Annotated in this window: 18 protein-coding genes and 1 tRNA gene; 11 read left to right on the top strand and 8 right to left on the bottom strand. The window is 48.2% G+C overall.

Annotated elements, in window-relative coordinates:
• On the top strand, positions 1–255 hold a 255-nt coding region (locus AAAT87_RS05720; protein ID WP_349225886.1), incomplete at its 5' end, for a hypothetical protein.
• A gap of 121 nt (positions 256–376) precedes the next feature.
• Here AAAT87_RS05720 and AAAT87_RS05715 read toward each other — a convergent pair.
• Positions 377–449 (bottom strand) — tRNA-Lys (locus AAAT87_RS05715).
• A 246-nt stretch (positions 450–695) separates the two neighbouring features.
• On the opposite strand from AAAT87_RS05715, the gene AAAT87_RS05710 reads away from it, so the two are divergent.
• On the top strand, positions 696–1064 hold the full coding sequence (locus tag AAAT87_RS05710; protein ID WP_118312373.1) for a DMT family protein: 369 nt from the start codon (positions 696–698) through the stop codon (positions 1062–1064).
• A gap of 52 nt (positions 1065–1116) precedes the next feature.
• On the top strand, positions 1117–2400 hold the full coding sequence (locus AAAT87_RS05705; RefSeq protein WP_089545348.1) for an O-acetylhomoserine aminocarboxypropyltransferase/cysteine synthase family protein: 1284 nt from the start codon (positions 1117–1119) through the stop codon (positions 2398–2400).
• A gap of 386 nt (positions 2401–2786) precedes the next feature.
• Here AAAT87_RS05705 and AAAT87_RS05700 read toward each other — a convergent pair whose 3' ends face one another.
• Positions 2787–3590 (bottom strand): MBL fold metallo-hydrolase, encoded by an 804-nt coding sequence (locus AAAT87_RS05700; RefSeq protein ID WP_349225885.1) that lies wholly within the window; start codon positions 3588–3590, stop codon positions 2787–2789.
• Positions 3591–3703: 113 nt separating this feature from the next.
• On the opposite strand from AAAT87_RS05700, the gene AAAT87_RS05695 reads away from it, so the two are divergent.
• Positions 3704–4183, top strand: a complete 480-nt coding sequence (locus AAAT87_RS05695; RefSeq protein ID WP_349225884.1) for a hypothetical protein — start codon at positions 3704–3706, stop codon at positions 4181–4183.
• On the opposite strand, the gene tamL is transcribed toward AAAT87_RS05695, so the two are convergent.
• The 3 genes from tamL to AAAT87_RS05680 are packed head-to-tail and all read right to left on the bottom strand — an operon-like array spanning position 4137 to position 7064.
• Positions 4137–6377: a translocation and assembly module lipoprotein TamL gene (gene tamL / locus AAAT87_RS05690; protein WP_487250782.1), complete on the bottom strand. Its 2241-nt coding sequence runs from the start codon at positions 6375–6377 to the stop codon at positions 4137–4139. The two genes, AAAT87_RS05695 and tamL, sit on opposite strands and share 47 nt — an antisense overlap.
• A 16-nt stretch (positions 6378–6393) precedes the next feature.
• Positions 6394–6807: a type II toxin-antitoxin system VapC family toxin gene (locus tag AAAT87_RS05685; RefSeq protein ID WP_298532018.1), complete on the bottom strand. Its 414-nt coding sequence runs from the start codon at positions 6805–6807 to the stop codon at positions 6394–6396.
• Positions 6804–7064: a DUF6364 family protein gene (locus tag AAAT87_RS05680; RefSeq protein ID WP_295025629.1), complete on the bottom strand. Its 261-nt coding sequence runs from the start codon at positions 7062–7064 to the stop codon at positions 6804–6806. The genes AAAT87_RS05685 and AAAT87_RS05680 overlap by 4 nt, the downstream gene beginning before the upstream one ends.
• Positions 7065–7203: 139 nt before the next feature.
• Here AAAT87_RS05680 and AAAT87_RS05675 point away from each other — a divergent pair, with 139 nt between their 5' ends.
• From AAAT87_RS05675 to hisB, 3 genes are all read left to right on the top strand, one after another.
• Positions 7204–8007 carry an RNA methyltransferase gene (locus AAAT87_RS05675; protein WP_349225882.1) on the top strand — a complete coding sequence of 268 codons (804 nt, stop codon included), beginning with the start codon at positions 7204–7206 and terminating at the stop codon, positions 8005–8007.
• A gap of 61 nt (positions 8008–8068) precedes the next feature.
• A complete protein-coding gene (locus tag AAAT87_RS05670) occupies positions 8069–8779 on the top strand; it encodes a hypothetical protein (RefSeq protein WP_349225881.1) in 711 nt (236 codons plus the stop codon).
• 33 nt (positions 8780–8812) lie between these two features.
• Complete coding sequence (hisB, locus tag AAAT87_RS05665; protein WP_295025622.1) at positions 8813–9889, top strand: bifunctional histidinol-phosphatase/imidazoleglycerol-phosphate dehydratase HisB; 1077 nt, start codon at positions 8813–8815, stop codon at positions 9887–9889.
• A 292-nt stretch (positions 9890–10181) separates the two neighbouring features.
• On the opposite strand, the gene AAAT87_RS05660 is transcribed toward hisB, so the two are convergent.
• Complete coding sequence (locus AAAT87_RS05660) at positions 10182–11243, bottom strand: porin (protein WP_349225880.1); 1062 nt, start codon at positions 11241–11243, stop codon at positions 10182–10184.
• 350 nt (positions 11244–11593) lie between these two features.
• Between AAAT87_RS05660 and AAAT87_RS05655 the strand changes: the two genes are divergently transcribed.
• Genes AAAT87_RS05655 through AAAT87_RS05645 form a run of 3 tightly spaced genes read left to right on the top strand, consistent with a single transcriptional unit; the run spans position 11594 to position 13425 of the window.
• Positions 11594–12100: an RNA polymerase sigma factor gene (locus AAAT87_RS05655; protein ID WP_295025367.1), complete on the top strand. Its 507-nt coding sequence runs from the start codon at positions 11594–11596 to the stop codon at positions 12098–12100.
• An 18-nt stretch (positions 12101–12118) separates the two neighbouring features.
• Positions 12119–12964 (top strand): hypothetical protein, encoded by an 846-nt coding sequence (locus tag AAAT87_RS05650; RefSeq protein WP_349225879.1) that lies wholly within the window; start codon positions 12119–12121, stop codon positions 12962–12964.
• 38 nt (positions 12965–13002) lie between these two features.
• Positions 13003–13425 carry a hypothetical protein gene (locus tag AAAT87_RS05645; protein WP_349225878.1) on the top strand — a complete coding sequence of 141 codons (423 nt, stop codon included), beginning with the start codon at positions 13003–13005 and terminating at the stop codon, positions 13423–13425.
• On the opposite strand, the gene AAAT87_RS05640 is transcribed toward AAAT87_RS05645, so the two are convergent.
• Both AAAT87_RS05640 and AAAT87_RS05635 read right to left on the bottom strand, forming a co-directional pair.
• Positions 13409–14095 (bottom strand): response regulator transcription factor, encoded by a 687-nt coding sequence (locus AAAT87_RS05640; RefSeq protein WP_349225877.1) that lies wholly within the window; start codon positions 14093–14095, stop codon positions 13409–13411. The genes AAAT87_RS05645 and AAAT87_RS05640 overlap by 17 nt on opposite strands.
• 34 nt (positions 14096–14129) lie before the next feature.
• Positions 14130–15548 (bottom strand): sensor histidine kinase, encoded by a 1419-nt coding sequence (locus tag AAAT87_RS05635; RefSeq protein WP_349225876.1) that lies wholly within the window; start codon positions 15546–15548, stop codon positions 14130–14132.
• A gap of 161 nt (positions 15549–15709) precedes the next feature.
• On the opposite strand from AAAT87_RS05635, the gene AAAT87_RS05630 reads away from it, so the two are divergent.
• A complete protein-coding gene (locus tag AAAT87_RS05630) occupies positions 15710–17926 on the top strand; it encodes an outer membrane beta-barrel protein (RefSeq protein ID WP_349225875.1) in 2217 nt (738 codons plus the stop codon).
• Positions 17927–17972: the final 46 nt, after the last annotated feature.

Here is a 17972-nt window from a genome sequence, read left to right as displayed (position 1 = left end):
TCGCTGAAAGCAATGCCTATTCAAAAGGAAGAGGCTTCGCTGAAAGCAATGCCTATTCAAAAGGAAGAGGCTTCGCTAGGCGTCCCGCCGGATTTGAAATCCGGCGTTAAAAAAGGTTCGACCACTTTATTTTGCGGATTTAAAATCCGCAGCAAAGGAGTATGCTTTTCCTTTTGTTGGGGGATTTCAAATCCCCCAGTTTTAAGAGGTCGAACATTTTTTAACGGCGGATTTCAAATCCGCCGGAACGCCTAGCGGGATTGTGCTCTCCAACAAAAGTCCGTTTCTTCCGTGTAATCCGATGAAAAAAAACAGATGAAAAAAGATGAAACAAAAAAAGCTCCGAAGAAAGATGAACTTCTTCGGAGCTTTTTTGTACACCCTTAGGGATTCGAACCCTAGACCCACTGATTAAGAGTCAGTTGCTCTACCAACTGAGCTAAGGGTGCAGCAAGCTTAGCATTTGAGTTATTTCTCAAAATCGGTTGCAAAGGTACTGCTTTTTTCTGACACCACCAAATTTTTCGGCAACTTTTTTCTTTTTCATGCGCATTTTCCTGATTTTCCATACATTTTCAAGAGAAAAAGTGTATCTTTGCAGCCACTTATACATTATTATATATGTAGAGCTTCAAAGAACATAAGAGAATATAAGAGAAATCTTATCAATTAAGAAATCAAAAACATAAGAGAATATGAACGGAATATACACTATCCTGCTCCTCGTGCTGAGCAACATCTTCATGACGCTCGCATGGTATGGACATCTCAAACTCCAGCAGACGGGCACCAGCAGCAACTGGCCACTCATCGGAGTCATCGCCTTCAGTTGGGCGATCGCCTTCTTCGAATACTGCTGCCAGGTACCAGCCAACCGCATCGGATTCATCGACAACGGCGGTCCATTCAATCTGGTACAGCTCAAAGTGATACAAGAGTGCGTGTCGCTCATCGTCTTCGCCATCATCGCCAACATCCTCTTCCAGGGGCAGGGCCTGCATTGGAATCACTTTGCCGCATTCGTCTGCCTCATCGCTGCCGTGTATTTCGTCTTCATGAAATAACTGAGTCCACTTTAAGAAGAACAATTATAACAAAATAAAAGAATAACCGACAATGGAAAAGAAATTACGTGTTGCTTCCCTCTGCGTGCAGGGAGGCTATGAGCCGAAGAACGGTGAACCGATAGAAGTGCCTATCTATCAGAGTACTACATTCAAATACGACAACTCTGAGGAGATGGCGATGCTCTTCGACCTGAAGAAGGAGGGCTACTTCTATACCCGACTCCAGAACCCTACCAATGATGCTGTGGCAAAGAAAATCGCTCAGCTCGAAGGTGGCGTGGGTGCCGTATTGACCTCAAGCGGTCAGGCAGCCAACTTCTATGCCGTATTCAACATCTGCGAGGCTGGCGACCACATCGTTACCTCTAACGAAATCTACGGCGGCACCTTCAATCTCTTCGGCGTTACCCTGAAGAAGCTCGGCATCGAGTGCACCTTCGTAAACCCTAACGCCAGCGAGGAGGAAATCCAGAAGGCTTTCCGCCCTAACACCAAGGTGGTGTTCGGCGAAACCATCAGCAACCCTGGCTGTGCCGTGCTCGACATCGAGAAGTTCGCCCGCATCGCTCACAAGAACGGCGTGCCTCTCATCGTAGATAACACCTTCGCCACACCTATCAACTGCCGCCCATTCGAGTGGGGTGCCGACATCGTTACCCACTCTACCACCAAGTATATGGACGGTACCGCATCGCAGGTAGGCGGCGTAGTAGTAGATAGCGGCAACTTCGACTGGATGGCGAATGCCGAGAAATTCCCTGGTCTCTGCACACCGGATGAGAGCTACCACGGACTCACCTACGTGAAGGCTTTCGGCAAGATGGGATACACCACCAAGCTCGTGGCACAGTTGATGCGCGACCTGGGTTCCATCCCTGCGCCGATGAACTCATTCATCCTGAACCTGGGTCTCCAGAGCCTGCACCTGCGTATGCGCCAGCATTGCGAGAATGCGCAGAAGGTGGCTGAGTTCCTGCAGAATGATGAGCGTGTGGCTTGGGTTCACTATAGCGGACTGAAGGGCGACGAGTATTACGATCTTGCCCAGAAGTACATGCCAAACGGCACCTGCGGCGTCATCGCCTTCGGATTGAAGGGCGACCGTGAGACTGCCATCAAGTTCATGGATTCACTGGATATGATCAACATCGTGACTCATGTGGCAGATGCCCGCACCTGCGTGCTCCACCCTGCCAGCCATACCCACCGTCAGCTTTCAGACGAGCAGTTGAAGGAGGCAGGCGTTGCGCCAGACTTGATCCGATTGTCAGTAGGTATCGAGGATGTAGAGGATATCCTGGATGATATCAAGCAGGCATTGGATAAAATCTAAAAAATCAGTATGATTTAGGCAATGCCCGGCATGTTCCAAGTGGTGCTTGCATCCACACACCCAGTTTGCATCCACACGCCCTGAAAGGGCAGAAGCTCCTAGCCCAGGGCATCGCCCTGGGTACATAGGGATATAACAGAGTCGCCCTGTAAGGGCAAAAGCTTGGTATTGAGAAGCTTTTGCCCTTACAGGGCGACTTTCTTTTGCTTATGTATAACCCAGGGTGTTACCCTGGGCTAAGAGCTTCTGCCCTTTCAGGGCGGGCCGGGAATAGAAATCCTATTCATTCTCTTAAGCCAGCAATCATTGATTCAGGGCGGGCCGGGAATAGAACTTCCGGTCATTCTCTTAAGCCAGCAATCATTGATTCAGGGCGGGCCGGGAATTTATACCAATTTATAAATCTCGCTAGGCGTCTTCCGCTTCAGCACTTCCAGCTCAAAGTCCTTTCCGGCAATGATGCCCTTGCTCCTGAGAATCTGCTCCACGGTCTTTCTCGCCAGTTCGGGATGATTGTTCTCCTCACTGAGATGGCAGAGCCAAACGTGGCGGAGGCTCGGAGTGGCGAAGTCGGCAAGCGCATGGGCACACTCATCATTGCTGAGATGACCGTTCGGCCCCAGGATTCTGTCCTTCAGATACTGAGGATATTTTCCAGCCTGAAGCATCTCCACGCTATAGTTCGATTCGAGCACCAGATAGTTCGCCTTGCCGATGAACTCCTGAATCTCTTCCGTGATGTGTCCCACATCCGTAATCAGACAGAATGTGACCCCCTCGTGCTCCACGAAATAGCCCACATTATCCGTACTGTCGTGAGGCACCCCAAACGGAGTAACCCTGAACTCGCCCACCTGGAACGGCACACCTTTCTCCATGATGTGCGCATGATTGGGCACGATTTTCTTTCGGACGCAGTAGTTGCGCTCGATACCTGCATGAACTTTACGGGTTGCATATACTGGTAGATGATAGTCAGTACTCAAGCTCCCCACCGACTTTACATGGTCGGCGTGGTCATGGGTAATGAGGATATGATGCACATCCTCGAAGCGCAATCCATAGTTATGGAAGTGCTTTTTCAGGGTTCTGATACCTACTCCTACGTCTATCAATAGCGAATCCGTCTCAGTGTAAAGATAGTAGCTGTTGCCACTGCTTCCACTGCCAAAGGATATAAATTTTAGCATTTTAATTGTTATTTTCCCTGCAAAGTTAGCAAAAAAGATTCTTATTACAAAGTTTTTTACTATCTTTGTGTCCAAAATAAGCAAATAAATAGAAATTTTAAGATTTAGAAAACATGGTTAGGAAAACAATATCCTGTATGGCTATCGCCGTAGCAGCCATACTAGCAAGCGCTTACACCCTTACGGGATGCCAATCTCATCAGGGTGACGAAGACCAGCTGGAGAATGATATCGATTCATTCGCCACCTACTACTTCAACTGGCAGTTCCCCAAGACTCTGAAGTACTGCACCCAGAGTTCAGAACCCTGGCTCCGCTATGCTGCCAGCAACGTGCATCAGGCGGATGTGGATCTGCTGCGCACCAAGGCTGAGGCTGCCACGATAGAGATCAACGACATCGACTTCAGCGACGACGGAGCGAACGCCACCGTCAGCATCACCGTATATAATTTTCTGCAGATGGACACCATCGGGCAGGAAGCCCACCTCGTAGAAGAGGCCGACTTCCACCTGCCGATGCGTATCGAGAACGGGGTATGGAAGATTAGAATGGTAAACCTACCGCGAAGTGAAAGGCGAAATCGCGACTGAGCTTTGGGTGAATAATCGCCCAATGCTCATCCCCACTCTCGTAGGCAGGATTGATTGCCTTCATACCCATATCGAAACGGAGGATGAAATAATCGAAGTTCAACCTCAGACCCATACCATACGCCGCAGCAATCTGCTTATAGAACTTATCTAACTTAAACTGTCCGTTAGGCTGCTCATCATATTTTCTGAGCGTCCAGATATTACCTGCATCCACAAACAGGGCACCTTCAAATTTCCAGAACAAAGGAGTGCGGTACTCGGCATTCAGGTCGAGCTTCATATCACCCGTCTGGTTGATGAAGTCGATGCGCCCGTCATTGCCCTTGTATCCGCCAGGTCCCAGCTCTCTTACGCCCCAGCCTCTCACCGAGTTGGCACCACCCGAAAAATACCGTTTCTCGAAAGGCAACACCTTACTGTTGCCGTAAGGATACGCCACGCCGATGCCTGCATGCAGCGCCAGCACATTGCGGTCGTCGAAGCGCACCAGATGGGTGTAGTCGAAATCAGCCTTGGCATACTGGGCATAGGCGATATTGATGAAGGTACGCTGTCCCTGAGAATTTATCTTGAAATTCAGCGCCTTGGAGAAAGCGCTGAGCAGATTGCCCGAAGACTCCACATTCAGTCGGAAGGCATCTACCTCATCGCTATAGGTCAAGCCGAATCCCATCTTCATGATGAAGATATCCTCGTAGTTATAGCGCAGGATGGCATTTCTGTTATCTACATCATCCAGATAGTCGCGCTTGAAAGTCTCTGAAATCCAAGGCATATACACATAGTTGAGGTCGAGCAGGTCGAATCGCCAGTTGAGATGATGGCGGGGTTCAGCCCAGCGGTAGCGCCATGCCATGGAGAAGACGCGACGATGGAACTCCGGACGGTTCTGGAGGTCCCAGGCCACCGAATACTCCGTATTGGCAGTCTGTCTTCTTCTGAAATTCTTAGACAGCAGCGGTGCCACGAAGCGTGGGAACACCAGTTTGCTCTCTATCGAATACTCCTGATAGTTCTGGTCCTGATAGCCCTCCAGTCCGGTGATAGCCTCGTAAGCACCACGCAGCTCGATACTCAGCTGTTCGCTACCGCGGAAGAGGTTTCTGTTGGTATAGGTGAGCGAAGCCGCAGCACCCAGGTCGCCAGCCGTATTGGTTCCTTCCGGCTGGAAGGAGATGGTAGAAGGCTTGTTGGTGCTGATCTGGATATTGCAATCGAGCATTCCGCTATCGGGAGCTTCCACGAATCGGATATTGGTATATTTCACCGCCTGCAGGCGTGCGAAATTATTATACGTACGTTGCAGGGCAGAGGCGCTGTATGGACTTCCCTCCTTCAGGGCAGTGGCATTCAGGAGCACCTGATGGCGCAGGTGGATGCGGTCGCTGTCGTTGCTGAGATAGTTGATTTTCCTGATCTCGTATCGTGAGTGTGGGGTTTCCGGCGCATTACTGTTAGCCTTGTAGTTCATCAGATGCAGGGTAACGCCGATGTCTTTGCTGCCCGTAATGGTATCTGCAGAAAAGTGGATGAAATCCTTGTTGAAGCGGAAGTATCCATCATCAATGAGAAGATTGGAAATACGCTTGCGCTCATTGTCCAGCGCCTCTACCGTGAAACGCATTCCCGGCTTCAGCATCTGGTTATCAGGATTATCCAGCTGCAATCTATCCTGTATGTTCTTATCCTCTATGTCATACTCCACCTTGCCGATGAAGAACGGCTCACCAGGATGCAACAGATAGGTGGCATCCAGCTTCGGGGCTTTCTTCCGCTTCCTGCCCTTCGCATTCCCGTTCTTTCCATCCGCATTCTCATTCTCGCCATCCAGCTCATTCTTGTTACCGCCCTTCGCCCAATCCTCTCCGTGAATGGTAGTATAGAGGGATACGCCAGCGTGCAGGAATCCCTGATTCTGCATCGCCGTGAGCAGGTCCTGGCAAGTGAGTCGGGCCTGAATGGAATCATAGATGACGGGCTTCTTGCTGAATGGGTTTTTAAAGAGTGCAAAGAGCTTTGGCTTCTCTTTCTGTCGCACATACTGCTTGAGCGCCCCTGCATCATATTCTGCAGAGTCGCTCTTCACTTCCACCTTATTTAATATATACTCCCCCTCCTGCACATACTTGCTGGCAGAACATCCAGCCAGAAGCAGTGGCAGGGCGAGAACTGAAATCTTCTGTATTTTCAAAATTCTCATCTTTTAACTACAATAAGGAACACGCTTCTTCTGTAGAAACCACCTTAATAGCACTCTCTTCAAAATCTTTAGAATTTCTGGTTACTAAATAATCTGAACCCGAACGTAACGCAGAATAATACTGTACTCCATCCTCAAAATCTTTCCATCCTGCATCATACGAGTGATAGATATCAGAAGAATCAACAGAACATACTTCAATAAAGGCACGCAGAAAGTCTATTTTACGACGGAAAATATCTATCGGCATTTTGCAACGTTCTACACAAATAAAATTCGCTGTAACTATTGACAGAGTTGATACACAAATTGAGACTTTCTTTTCAAATGCATACGATACTATCATAGCAGCAGCATCATAAAACAGAGGACGTTCCATGATAAAATCTATCAAGACATTAGTATCTAAAAATAGTTTCATAAATATTTCTCCATTAATGCGTCAGCCTTTTCTTCCTTATAATCTTCAGATAATCCTTCAGGGCATTTAAACCCAACCTCCAAAGCCTTTACTTCAGGGGATATATAGAACTTATTCTTAGGATGTTCTTTAGTTTTGATCTTATCCAAGAAAGAGTTCAATACAGATATTACAGCCTCAGTTACACTGATGTTATTCTGCCGAGCATACCACTCCACATTACTGTATGTCTTGTTATCTAAAGCAATTGTATTCATTGTATAATCTCCTATTTTATGAAATATGCTGCAAATATACAGTCTTTTTTTCACTTTTCCAAAATTTAATACAACTATTTTGCCACTTTAAAGAAAATTGAGTACCTTTGCATCCATTAAAGATTAGAAACAACAACAAATGATTAGCAAGAATAAGATAAAATACATTCGTTCGCTCGAACTGAAGAAGAACCGCAACAAGGAAGGAAAGTTCGTGGCGGAAGGTTTCAAGGTAGTAGATGACCTGCTCGCCCTGCAACCTGCCGACCTCATTGTGGCTACCCAGGAGTGGCTCCACGACAAGCACCTTGCGGATCAGACAGAAGTGATAGAGGTGACCGAGGAGGAGCTGAAGAAGGTGAGCTTCCTGCAGCATCCGCAGCAGGTGCTGGCTGTGTTCAGACAGGATACGGGCTGCAATAAGCAGGATTCCAACAACTCTCAGGAAGAGACGGAGGAGAAGAACTTCGGCTTTTCTAAAATCAACACCCAGGAACTGAGCCTCGCCCTGGATGGCGTGCAAGACCCGGGCAACCTGGGCACCATCATCCGCATTGCCGACTGGTTTGGCATCACCCACATCTACTGCAGTCAGGATACTGCCGACGTGTATAACCCGAAGGTGGTACAGGCCACGATGGGCAGCATTGCGAGAGTGAAGGTGGAATATGGCAACCTGCTGGCTCTAGTAGAATCGCTGCCTGCAGATGTACCCGTATATGGCACCCTGCTCGATGGCGACAACATCTATCAACAGCAGTTGGAAAACCGGGGACTCATCGTGATGGGAAATGAAGGAAAAGGCATTTCGCCTGCCCTTGCCAAGAAGGTGAACCGAAGACTGCTCATCCCGAACTTCCCGGAAGGAAGAGCCACTGCCGATAGTCTGAACGTAGCGATCGCTACCGCCATCACCTGCTCAGAATTCAGAAGAAACTTTTAAAGACCAAAAAGGTCAAAAGTGATTTTTCGGAATAGTTAAACAGCATCAAATCATTATAACTATGGAAGTAAATGAATTATTTAAGCAACGCAGCATAACTGCCTGCATGAAAGCATCCTACAATACCGTAACGAGCGATATCCGTTCGCTCGTCAAGCAGACCTGGGTTACTCACGTGCCCTTCGCAGTATTGCTGGCAATCGTACTTTACTTTCTCCTCCCCAACAAGTCGCTTCACGATTGGGGAGAAGCGAATCCGATGGCTTCATTCATCCTGCAAACCATCATCTACGCAGCCACCCTCGTGATGGCGGCAGTATCATTCTGGCATCTCCTGCCCCACAAGCAGCTCTGCCCTCAGGGCGAAAAGCGCAAGCCGGGCAAATCGCTGGTCCGCATCCTCCGCCACTTCGGAGGCTTCCTCATGACCTGCTTCCTGGGCATGATGATTGTAGGCATCGCCACCTTTATCGCAGCTGTGCCTACCATCATCCTCATCATCGCCCAGCTCTACTCACAGTTGGGTGCACTCCAGGGCGATCCGCTCGGCGTACCGGGCTATTTCACCCCACTCCTCTTCCTCGTCTTCACCCTCACCAGCCTGCTCATCATCTATGCCCTCACCTGGCTCGGCATCGCACTGGCTTACCAGTATGCATCCTACAAGGTGCAGGATGAGGAAAAGAAAAAACTGAAGGAGAATCAGCAGCAGATGGCTGTAGCCGGCATAGAGCAGATGGCTACAGAAGAAGAGGAATACAAGAAGTATTAATCATATTAACATAAAAATGAGATAGAAAGAGACATGAAACAGACAAGATTACTCTTCATCGACCGCGATGGAACCCTGATTCAGGAACCAGCGGACGAACAGATTGACAGCTTCGAGAAGCTGGTATTCACCAAGGGCGTATTCCGCAACCTCGCCTTCATTGCCCAGCACACCGACTACGAGCTGGTGATGGTGAGCAACCAGGACGGACTGGGCACCGACTCCTTCCCAGAGGATACCTTCTGGCCAGTACACAACTTCATCATCCAGACCCTGGAGAGCGAGGGCATCCACTTCAGCAAGCAGCACATCGACCGCCACTTCCCGGAGGATAACTCGCCGATGAGAAAGCCGGGCACGGGCATGCTGACCGAATATATCGACAACCCGGCATACGACCTGGCAAACAGTTATGTAATCGGCGACCGTGAGACGGATGCCCAGCTTGCCGAAAACCTGGGTTGCAAGAGTCTGATTCTCGGAAAAGACGGTATGGACTGGGATAAGATTGCTGAGATTCTCTTTGCCGGCGACCGCATTGCCGAGGTGAAGCGCACCACCAAGGAGACGGATATCTACATCAAGGTAAATCTTGATGGCAGCGGCAAATGCGACATTTCTACCGGTCTCGGTTTCTTCGACCACATGCTGGAGCAGATAGGCAAGCACGGCATGATGGACCTCACCATCCACACCAAGGGCGACCTCTATGTGGATGAGCATCACACCATTGAAGATACGGGTATTGCCCTGGGCGAATGCCTGCTGCAGGCGCTGGGCGACAAGCGCGGAATAGAAAGATACGGCTATAGTCTGCCGATGGATGATTGTCTCTGTCAGGTGGCATTGGATTTCGGTGGCCGTCCATGGTTGATCTGGGATGCAGAGTTCCACAGAGAGAAGGTGGGCGAAATGCCAACCGAGATGTTCAAGCATTTCTTCAAGAGTCTGAGTGATGCAGCAAAGATGAACCTCAACATCAAGGCTGAGGGCGAGAACGAGCATCACAAGATAGAAGGCATCTTCAAGGCGCTTGCCCGTTCGCTGAAAATGGCGGTAAAGAGAGACATCTATCACTTCGAGCTTCCTAGCTCTAAGGGAATGCTATAATAAAACGAAAAGTTGTTATTAGCAGCACGCCCTGTTATTAGCAGCACGCCCTGAAAGGGCAGAAGCTCCTAGCCCAGGGTAACACTCTGGGTTACGCATAAGCAAGAAAGACGCCCTGTAAGGGCAAAAGCTTCTCAAATACAAAGCTTTTGCCCTTACAGGGCGACTTCTTTATCCCATTATATACCCAGGGTGTTACCCTGGGCTAGGAGCTTCTGCCCTTTCAGGGCGTATGGGATGTGGCTTATGACACACCCTCGCTTATTACATCCAAAAACAAGTTTTATCATGACTAAAATTTAGTCATGAACTCCACAACAATCTTATCCTTTTCTGAAGTCTTAGCTACACCACCCTTGCGATAGAAATACTTCTCGTAGTTGATACGGATATCCGAGATGAATGGCTTGGCAAGGCTCAGGGTTACTCCGCCAGTTACACGATGGCGCTTGTAATCGTTTATCTTCAAGGCACCAAGCTCAGTATCAGAACCGCCATATCGGGTACCATCGCTGTGGTCGCTCATGAAATCATATCTTGCCAATGGCGAAACCTTCCTGATGATGCTCTTCTGATTGATGACCGGAATGTCATAGCATACGAAACCATCGAACGCATGCACATCGTGGAAGGCATCCTTGCTGTAATGCTTGTAAAGATACTCAGCCTCAGCAATGAAACCGCCCTTATGGAAGGTGATACCACCATCATACATCGTTACCGTAATATCAGATGGCTTGATCTTCTGGGTACTCAACACCAGATTCACATTCGGAAAGAGGAACTGAGCCTTGGCAGAATAGTTAACACCCTTGGTCCAGTAATCCTTCTGGTTGGTCAAGCCCGAACCGTTGAAGATACCGGCATTCACCACGATAGGGAAGCCAACATTCCAGGTGTATCCTATTTCAGCACCCACATCGCGCACGTTACCCACCTGCTTGGCGATGAACGAACGGTTGGCGAAGTACTGCTGATGAGGAGAACGGTGAGCATCAATGGTGAATGGCACACGCTCCTGACCGATGGTGAACTGCAGGGTCTTCCAAGGCTTGATGCGTGTATAGGCATCGAGCATCTTAATCTTACCCTCGTCGCAGAGGTCGATTTCCGCCTTATAGCTTACCTGAGGTGTTACATTGCCAGTCACGTTGATGCGGGCTGTACGCACCTCGAATCGTCCCTCCCCCTCTTCGGTCTGGTACTCATACTTAGAGCGGATGGTTCCACCAATTTTCATTGTCTTGATGAATTCCCCGATGCCCTTCTCCAAAGAGCTGTTTCCAGAATTCTGGGCATTCATTCCCATCGACACCATCGTGAGTGCCATCAACAAATACGTTTTCTTCTTCATTTCTTACCTTATTATATATACACGTAAATCTGATTTTCTTTATTCCGAATGAAATCTTTTCCGATGATGCGGAAAGACATCTTCTTCATTTCGACTGCAAAGGTAAGGAGAAGATATTTCTACCGTAAAACATAAGTATTACAAAACTGTTACATCACTGATTTTCTACACCTGTAATATCATTGTAATGATGGCAAAAACAGAGGAATAAACCACTTCATCCACAAATAAGATAAAAGATATGTCTATATCTCAAATTTTTATGCTATCTTTGCACGGAAATGTGCGAAGGTAGCATTTTTTTGTTTACCTTTCGCCTCTTCTTGCGTCATACACATAAAAAGGAACAAATGGAAGAAACAGAATTTGAACATATCGCCCAGGAAATGCGCCCCAGGTTGACGGCACATTGTCAACGCTATCTCTCGGCAGGAACCCTTGCCGAAGAAGCCGACGACATCGTGCAGGAAACCCTGGTGAAGCTCTGGAAGATGCGCGAAAGGCTCTCTGAATACCAGAGCATCGAGGCCTTAGGTATGACGATAGCCAGGAATCTCTGCATCGACCATCTGAGACGCAACAAAGCCCAGACGGCATCGCTGGAACAGATGAAGCATCCTGCAGAAATCTGTACGGCAACCGAGCGTACCGACCAGACCATCATCGGCGAAGATACGCAAAGACGACTCAACAGGGCGATGGACAGGCTTCCGGATACGCAGAGAAGAATGCTGCTATTGAGAAGCGAGGGAAAGAGCCTCGATGAGATTGCCGAAATCTGCGGAGCCAACAAGACGAGCACCAAGACGATGATTTCTGCAGCAAGAAGATCATTGCTGAAAATGATAAAGTCATAAACTCTAAAAATGAAAGAAATGAAGAAACTAAAAGATATAACCTATCGCCACGAGCTGATAGAGCGCTACCTCGATGCTGATACCAGCGTGGAGGAAGAACAGGCATTGGCTGATTTCTATCGCCATTGCGAGAATAAGGATTTAACGGATGAGGATCTCGACATCAGAAACCTGATGCTGGGAATGGAGAACTATACTCCGAATATTCTTCAACCTGTTTCTAAGAAGCACGAAACAAGATGGGTACGCCTCTCAGCCATTCTTCTCGCTACGGCGATGCTGGCAGGACTCATCTTCCTGCTCTTCCCTATCAAGAATTATTTCTCATCCTCTTCTGAACAACAACCTGGTTTCGCCAACCTGGTTCCTACAGAGCAGGTGGTTCGCTCGCAGCCATCTTCCGAGGATGAAGACGGGAACCTGAATGCATACGAAAAGATGGAACGTGCCGACTCCCTCTTCCTGGCTGCAACCCAGGATATCGTGACTCCGCAGGAAATGAAGTCAAACAAGATTGCCCTTACCAAAAGAAAGGATATCGCAGAAAGAAGCGAGAAGCATGCTGGGAAGACTGCAAGAAATACAGAAGAGACCTCTTCTGACAATAAGGAGAAAACTTCCGGCAATGCCGGGAAGACTTCATCTGAAACAGAAAGAAGCATTCATGAAGATTTCAATCAGATTTATGAAGTAGCCTCTGCCGCCCTGCCTTCTGCCGAGCAGCTTACCATCAACCGCCAAGGCGATAACATCGTTATCTCAACCCTGGACAACGACGGCAACATGCAGCATTACACCATCAATATCGCAGGAACGCAAGATGGTAGCTATCAGCTGCTTCCTTTGGCACAGTTAAACGAATAATAAAACATTTCACGCTGAATTATAAACATTTCACGCTTATGAAAAAGTATATTTTCACCATTGCATTTGCCCTGCTGGGCATAACCAGCAGTATGGCATCCAAGGCAGATACCCTGCGTATCTACAGCATCGACGGCGAGCACATTCCAAACTTCACCGGCAAGGAACTCATCGGTAAAACCATCAAGAATTACCAGATAAACACCAACGTCCTGCCGGCACCCAAAAGAGATGTGACAGAGATTCATATCATCACCACTACCACACCTCCTGCCCCCAAGCCAGACCCTCACTATCTGATCAAGGGCAGAGAGCAGGAACTGACTAAAGAGGAATTCTACAAGATTTCTCCCAGCAAAATCAAAGCCATCGAGGTCTTGAAAGAGGGCACCAAAGCCATTCAGGAAAGAGGTCTGAAAGAGGATGGCAGAAGCTACATCATCGTTACTCTGGAGAAATAACAGACAAAACGTATCCCTTTTTCTTCAGCGACTCAATCTTAACGGTCACATCATGCTGAAGAGCATGGCGGAGATACGTCATCTGCACATTCACAGCGAGGGAGTTGGCATAGCTTACGGTACCCCACACCGCCTCCTGTATCATCTCCTTGCTTACTACATTGCCGATATTCTTCGCCAGCAGACGGAGGATGTCGGCTTGTCGGCTGGTAATGAGCACACGAGAGGAACGGGTACGAAGCTCATTGTTGTTATAGCAGAAGGTGGTTTCTCCGAAATGATACACCTCCTCTTCTATCATCTCACTCTCATTCATGGAGAACCGCTCCTCTATTCTTGCCAGCAACTCTTCCGGATAGAAGGGTTTGGCAAGATAATCGTTTGCCTTCAGGGAGAAACCTTTCAGTCGATCGTTCTTCTCCGTACGGTCGGTGAGGAAGAAGATAAGCACCTTCGGGTCAATGGCTCTGATGCGCTCAGCCACCTCATAGCCATCCATCTCCGGCATATTGATGTCGAGCAATACCAGGTCGGGCTTCACCTCCGGGAACTGCTCCCATGCCTTCTTGCCATTGCCGGCATAAGTCACATCGTAGCCATGCTGCTGCAGGAAACTCTTCAGCAACATGGAATACTTCAAGTCATCGTCTGCAAATAATATCTTGATCATTTTTTCTGTTCTTTATAGCGTTAAACCGGATGCATCAGGAGTGCTGCGGGATGACGATTGAAATTCTGGTTCCCTTGCTCACTTCGCTCTGCATCATTTTTCTACCCCCATGGGCCTTCACAATCATATCCACAAAACTCAAACCCAAGCCGATGCCTGGCTGCATCATATCCGGGTAAGCATTGCTGCGATAGAACTTCGTCCAGACTCTCTGCTGCTCGTCGGGCGAAATTCCGATACCATTATCAGATACAGAAATCATGACTTCACCCTTCCCGGTATCTCGGCAGGCAACATGGATATTGACAATGTCGCCGGAATACTTCACCGAGTTCTCCATCAGATTGCTGACCACATTCAGAAGCAGGTCTCTATCTCCCATCATCCGGTCGGAAGTGCGTTGGTAATCTAGCGAAACATTCACCTCCTTCTGCCTGTTCTTTCGATACACAGCCACCAGATTCTGCAAGGCGGCATGGATATCGAAAGAAGTTATCTGGAGCGGGATATGTTCCTCTGCCCTGATTACTTCACGGAGTTTGGCGAGATAGGCGGTCAGGTTATCGCTCTCCTCTCTTACGGTCTCCATGATAAGGGCATTCTCATTCTTCTCATCTGTCTTTTGAGCAGAGAATACAGATACACACATCTTCAGTGTCTGCACGGGGCGCTTCAACTCGTGAATCATCGTATGCACGAAGTCGCTTCGCATCTTATCCACCTTTTTCTGCAGGAGCATCACCTTGATGAGATAAGCTATGCTCAGGAGAAGCATGATGGTAACCAGCAGACTTCCTATCATCTGCCACATCATTCCCTTCAGGATGGGCAGCATCGGCACCTGCATTCTCATCTGCATCGACTGATACTGGATAGGATTGAAAGGCACTTCCACCAGCATTTCGTGATGAAACAAGGTAGGAGGCTCTACGATTCTTGTCTGCCACAGACGATGCTTTCCCGTCTTCATCTCTGCCCCGATGAAATCATTGCCCAGTTTCCTACTGATGAAACGGTCAAAATGCGCCTTGTCAAAGCGGGTAAGCTGGTAAGTGATGTAAGTACTCAGGCAATCAAAAGAATTGTTGGAATCCGTCTCACGCAAATCGAAAGTATCTCTCTTCTGCATCACGTTGCTGAATCCCGGCTTGCTATACACCACTCCACCTATGATTGTATCCGTATCCAGCGGAGAGCAAACCGTTGTAACGGGACGCTTGTAGTCTGAAAAATATGCCGTGACGACATAACCGATATGTGATTTTTCTTTTACCGCCTCTCCGATATTTGTCTGATAAGTGACTATTGCCTGTTCCGCCTTTTCGGCGTTTTTCTTCCCCATCTCTCCCATCGAATAGGTTACGCTATTGTAGAGCCAATAGGTCTGCAAGCCTATCAGCAGGAAAGAGGAAAGGATGGCGAGCAGCCAGACTTGTTTGATTCTTCTATTCATATCATTTTTCTTTTTTCGATGCAAAGGTACGAAGATTTCACTATATATAATAAGGTGAAGCAAGATTATTTTGCCAGTGTAATGTTTCAGTAATGATTATTTGCGATTTTGAGCCCGAAAAGCTGTTCCTTTGCAGACGAAAACAAAAAACAAGGAAGAATATGAAGAAAGAAACAGTTTTATGCGCGATGCTAGCCACCGCCACCTGTGTAACAGCACAAAATGGGAAAATCCCGACATCCGGAGTTTCCGCAGACTCGGTACAGACGGAAAAAGATTCGATCAAAGCTGATAAGGAGGCTGAGACAAAAGCTGATAAGGAGGCCGAGATTCAAGCCGTAACCGTAACAGGTCATCGCCCGATGTACAAGATGAGAAACGATGCCCTGGTTACCCGTGTCCGTAATACTCCTTTGGCAAAGGAGCCAACGCTGGATGATGTATTGAAGCACATCCCCGGCATGAAACAAACCTCCGATGGAACTCTGGAAGTAAACGGGCTGGGAGCACCCATCATCTATCTCAACGACAAGAAGGCGACTTCAGCCGAACTCGCTCATCTCGATGTGAAGCTGATAGATGAAATAGAACTCATTACCACTCCTGGTGCAAAATATGATGCAACGACGGGAGCCGTACTGAGAATCCTGACGAGAAGAACAGACGAGGGTATATTCGGCAAGATGCAGGTGTATGATAAATTGAGCGAGGTGAACACCAACCACGAGGAATTGACCCTGGGTTGGGTAACGAAGAAGATTTCGCTCACAGGATTTTACGGCTACACAGACAACCGATACAATGTGCATCAGCCACAGGAAGCGCTCGTAAGAGCCAAAGATGGCGAATATCTCTTCGGAACCGACCGCCATGGCAAGAACAAGACAAATTATAACGCTACGGAACTCAATTTCGACTGGTTAATCAGCAAGCAGCACGAAGTGGGAATACAATGGGAAGGGCTTTGGCTGAATGGCGGCAGAAGCGAGAAACAGCAGCAGTACTATCGCTATCCTAACCCAGCAGGAGAAGATACAAATAGCGAGATGAAGCTTTCTGATGCGGATGGCGAAATGAAGTATTTTGATGCGGAGAGCCAGCAATGGGGACACCAGCGCAGTCACCACATCAATCTCTTCCATCTGGCTAAATGGTCGAAACATCTCTCATCACAGATTTATCTGGACTATGCCAGAAACAAGGATTCTGACAGCCAGCCTATCACGGAGAAAGAAGGTAGCGAGATGCAGGAAACCCTCAACCGCTCTAATTCCAACTACGATATCTATAGTGGAAGAATCGAAGTCAAGCAACTCATCTCTGATAAACATTCCATCAACTATGGTGGCGAATGGAGCCTGATGGAAGGCAAGGGAAAAACCGAAAGTTCTGCCAATATGCTAGGAACTACGGAATACAAAAACCACGATACCAAGACGGCTGCTTACCTGCAATATCAGGGTGAAGCTGGCAGATGGAGCTGGTGGGCAGGCATCCGATACGAGCATCTCACCTCCCGATACACCAATCTGTCGGAGGAATCTCCCGACAATATGGAGCGCCATTACGACCAGTGGTTTCCATCGTTCGGTATCACTCTCAACGAACCATCGTGGCATCACTCGCTCAGCTTCCGAACTACCACCGCCCGACCTTCTTTCAGTCAGCTCAGTGGGAACATCTACTATACCTCGCGCTTTCAGTATCAGATCAGCAATCCGAAGCTACAGCCTGTCAACACCTATCGTCTGACCTACTCCGTGCAGTGGAAAGATTGCATGGGAATGCTGAGATACACCCGTATCGACCACTCCATCATGTACGTGCATGAGGTGCCGGAAGACAAGCCCGTAAGATACGTGAGTACATTCATGAACTTCAACAAGATTCAGAAATACATGGCATATCTCAACTGGGGCCACGTCTTCGGCTGCTGGCGTCCGAATGCCCATGCAAGCATCACTTACCAGCGCTTCTCCGCAAATGATTATGGAGAGCTAATCAGCTATAACGGAGCAACTTGGAATGCATCGTTTGACAATTACTTCACGCTACCAAACGACTATCAGCTGTCGCTCTCCTACAGTTTTGACAACGGAGGACAAGTGGGCAAAACGAAGTTCCGCCCCACTCAGAACTGGAGTCTTGGTGCCAACAAATCGTGGATGGACGGCAGATTACAGGTTGCCTTCAGTGCCAACGACCTCTTCCATCAGCAGCTCTTCAAGGAGCGAACCCACGAGCATGCCGTTGACTTCTCCCAGACTGAGGATTACAAGCTATGGAGCTACAAGTTGACCGTAACCTGGAAATTCAACAAGCGCAAGGGAAGATACAACGGCTTGAATAGTGCGGAAGATGAATTGAACCGACTATAGCCGGACAAGACTCTCTAATCTTAATGATCTTTGTAATTTCAAGTAT

The sequence above is a fragment of the Segatella sinensis genome (assembly GCF_040095255.1).
Lineage (GTDB): Bacteria > Bacteroidota > Bacteroidia > Bacteroidales > Bacteroidaceae > Prevotella > Prevotella sinensis.
Note: the sequence above shows the minus strand (reverse complement) of the source record. Positions and strands in the feature narration are given on the sequence as shown.

What these genes read in the sequence shown, in the direction of transcription:
- AAAT87_RS05710 (WP_118312373.1), top strand. Translation starts at nt 696, where the DNA reads ATGAACGGAATATACACTATCCTGCTCCTCGTGCTGAGCAACATCTTC.
- AAAT87_RS05705 (WP_089545348.1), top strand. Translation starts at nt 1,117, where the DNA reads ATGGAAAAGAAATTACGTGTTGCTTCCCTCTGCGTGCAGGGAGGCTAT.
- AAAT87_RS05700 (WP_349225885.1), bottom strand. Translation starts at nt 3,590, where the DNA reads ATGCTAAAATTTATATCCTTTGGCAGTGGAAGCAGTGGCAACAGCTAC.
- AAAT87_RS05695 (WP_349225884.1), top strand. Translation starts at nt 3,704, where the DNA reads ATGGTTAGGAAAACAATATCCTGTATGGCTATCGCCGTAGCAGCCATA.
- AAAT87_RS05685 (WP_298532018.1), bottom strand. Translation starts at nt 6,807, where the DNA reads ATGAAACTATTTTTAGATACTAATGTCTTGATAGATTTTATCATGGAA.
- AAAT87_RS05680 (WP_295025629.1), bottom strand. Translation starts at nt 7,064, where the DNA reads ATGAATACAATTGCTTTAGATAACAAGACATACAGTAATGTGGAGTGG.
- AAAT87_RS05675 (WP_349225882.1), top strand. Translation starts at nt 7,204, where the DNA reads ATGATTAGCAAGAATAAGATAAAATACATTCGTTCGCTCGAACTGAAG.
- AAAT87_RS05670 (WP_349225881.1), top strand. Translation starts at nt 8,069, where the DNA reads ATGGAAGTAAATGAATTATTTAAGCAACGCAGCATAACTGCCTGCATG.
- hisB (WP_295025622.1), top strand. Translation starts at nt 8,813, where the DNA reads ATGAAACAGACAAGATTACTCTTCATCGACCGCGATGGAACCCTGATT.
- AAAT87_RS05660 (WP_349225880.1), bottom strand. Translation starts at nt 11,243, where the DNA reads ATGAAGAAGAAAACGTATTTGTTGATGGCACTCACGATGGTGTCGATG.
- AAAT87_RS05655 (WP_295025367.1), top strand. Translation starts at nt 11,594, where the DNA reads ATGGAAGAAACAGAATTTGAACATATCGCCCAGGAAATGCGCCCCAGG.
- AAAT87_RS05650 (WP_349225879.1), top strand. Translation starts at nt 12,119, where the DNA reads ATGAAGAAACTAAAAGATATAACCTATCGCCACGAGCTGATAGAGCGC.
- AAAT87_RS05645 (WP_349225878.1), top strand. Translation starts at nt 13,003, where the DNA reads ATGAAAAAGTATATTTTCACCATTGCATTTGCCCTGCTGGGCATAACC.
- AAAT87_RS05640 (WP_349225877.1), bottom strand. Translation starts at nt 14,095, where the DNA reads ATGATCAAGATATTATTTGCAGACGATGACTTGAAGTATTCCATGTTG.
- AAAT87_RS05635 (WP_349225876.1), bottom strand. Translation starts at nt 15,548, where the DNA reads ATGAATAGAAGAATCAAACAAGTCTGGCTGCTCGCCATCCTTTCCTCT.
- AAAT87_RS05630 (WP_349225875.1), top strand. Translation starts at nt 15,710, where the DNA reads ATGAAGAAAGAAACAGTTTTATGCGCGATGCTAGCCACCGCCACCTGT.